This is a genomic window from Microcoleus sp. T3_D1, from assembly GCF_036700405.1.
GTDB lineage: Bacteria > Cyanobacteriota > Cyanobacteriia > Cyanobacteriales > Microcoleaceae > Microcoleus.
Map to the genome: position 1 here is coordinate 1 of NZ_JAUBOV010000182.1, position 2,478 is coordinate 2,478.

Here is a 2,478-nt window from a genome sequence, read left to right on the forward strand (position 1 = left end):
TTGGTAGGGTCGAACGGGGTATCGCTACCCCGAACTCCCATGCAAAACCGGACGTGATAGTTTCCCATCATCCGGCTCCTCGACTGTTTGGCGCTTGTCATGCGTACCTCTTTCCCCTTAAGGGTTAGGGGGCTAGAAATAAGATTCATCACTTCTCATCTCCCACTATGAAAGGTTCCCACTTGGCGTGAGTAATGTCGTGGCAATGTCTATGTACTGCTGTCAGATTTGTCTTCTTGTTGTTGGTTCTGTTTCTATCTATGTGATGTACTTCGATTAGACAATCTGACGTGAAGTACAGACCGCAGTGCGAACACTTCCCATCTTGCTTTTTAATAAGCTCAGATAATTGTTTGGGAGTTTCAGGGTATTCCCCTTTTCGCTTGCTCCAGTAGACCCAATCTCCGTCATAAGGGCTTCTTTCACCCTTCACCTTTGTGTGTCTGGTTATTGGAGTATCGCCATGCTTGGCTAGACAATGCTTGCCGTTTTTAGTGGCGAATACCCAATTGTTATTTCCCTTGGTTGTCCAAGTCTTGTCGGCGCTTTCATGACGGTAAATTGCCCATCCTCGTATTTGCTGATAGATGATGTGGTCTGCAAGTTGGAATATATCTTTGCTGCAAACCGTTTTGTAATAGTTCGACCAGCCCCTTATCACGGGGTTTAGTGTTGCAATTAAGGCATCTCGCGATGAACCTTTATGCTTATCGATTAGGTCGCCTACTTTAGATAGATGGACTTTCAGCTTTTCCTTGGATGGCGTGATGATGGTTTTAAATCCTTGCTTAGACGCATACTCCCCTACCTCGAACTGTCTAACATTAAATCCGAGGAAGTCGAACCCTATGTTGCCTCCTTCTTCAACTAGAGTGTGTGAGAGTCTGGTTTTTTCGGGTTTTAATTCCAAGCCAATGCCACTGAGCCATTCTGCTGTTATCTGCATACATCTTTGGACGACGGCTTTATCTTTGTGTAGAATTACAAAGTCATCAGCATAGCGAACTACTGTTAGGGTCATTCGCTTAGAGCGTTTGCTCTGTTGTCTGCCGTAGTTATTTTTCATATCTACGGTTTCAACGTATTGGAGTAGCCGATTTTCTAAGCCGTGGAGGGCGATGTTTGCTAGCAAGGGCGATATAACCCCGCCTTGCGGCGTTCCCTCAGATGATTGACTGAACCCTTTCTTTTTATTGCGATTAGCGTATTCGCTCCAGTCAATCACTCCCGCTTTCAACCATGCCCGAATTTGACGGCGGATGGTGGGGAATGTATTTAATTTTTCTAGCAGCGCTTCGTGGTTTATTCGGTCGAAGCATTTGGCAATGTCGGCATCTAGCACGTATTTCGGCTTCTGCTTGATTGCTCCATATATTGCTTCGATTGCGTCGTGGCATGACCGCCCTGGTCGGAATCCGTAGCTGTTTGGCTCGAATTTTGCTTCCCATTCCGGCTCTAAGGCTGCTTTTACCAGAGCTTGGGATGCTCTGTCGTTCATTGTGGGTATCCCTAACGGGCGTTTTTCGTCTCTACCAGGTTTGTCAATCCAGACTCTCCTGACAGGTTTAGCCTTTTGGTTTAACCTCAGTTGGCGTACAAGTTCTAGCCTTTGTTTGGGGATTAAACTCTTAATCCCATCTATTCCAGCCGTCTTCTTGCCCCGGTTATCCTGAGTTACCCGGCGAACGGCTAGTGCCTTAGCCGACCAAGACCTCATCAAAGTCTTTTGAAGCCTACGGACTGCTTTGACATCCCCACGTTGAGAGGCTTTGAATATGCGCTTTTGCAACTTAAAGACTATCCTCTGTATTTTTTTCCAGTTGATATCCTTCCATTCCACTTCTGTCTTTATTGACTCAGTATTAGACGTATTCATTGCTACTTGTTCCTATTCATTTCCAAACAATCGTGAATCTGTCAGCGTATCCTCGCCATTACAGCGAGGCATTGGCTTTTGATTCAATCCTGCCCCCGTACATCATCTGGCTAGCTACCTACTCAGGCATCGACCTTCCTGAGAGATGTATGGGGGTTATCCCGTTCCTAACGACCATTGATTGAATCTTTAGAGCGATGCTATCCACCGGGTTTGTGGGAAGTGCTTCTGTTGGTCGGCTCGAAACCCGCCAACTCCCTATCCTTGCCCTTTTGGGACTCCCAGTGTAATCAACCTATTTCACTGGTTATACCTAACGATGGTTTAGACACATCTTCGCTTGCGCTGCTCATGGATTCCTGCTCGAAGGGATTCTCAGTTAGGTTGCCGAGTTACCTCCTTTTTTACCCCGCTTTACCTCTAGGGTTGCTACGCCTAGAAATAGGGGTAATGCTTTCACCACTGCACCTGTGGGGAGGGACTTACACCCTCAAGGTCGTTAAGTTGTCAAGGTTCATTTCAGCCCATACGAAAGGCTGATTCCTTGCTCCGCCTACACTTTAAGCCGCTAGGCTTTCCGTTTTCGCGGAAACGGGTCGCAC

General features: G+C 46.8%; 1 protein-coding gene. It reads right to left on the reverse strand.

Going from position 1 to position 2,478, the window contains the following annotated elements; all coding sequences use genetic code 11:
- Window positions 1–148: 148 nt before the first annotated feature.
- Window positions 149–1,876: a group II intron reverse transcriptase/maturase gene (gene ltrA, locus QT992_RS33215; RefSeq protein ID WP_333378729.1), complete on the reverse strand. Its 1,728-nt coding sequence runs from the start codon at window positions 1,874–1,876 to the stop codon at window positions 149–151.
- Window positions 1,877–2,478: the final 602 nt, after the last annotated feature.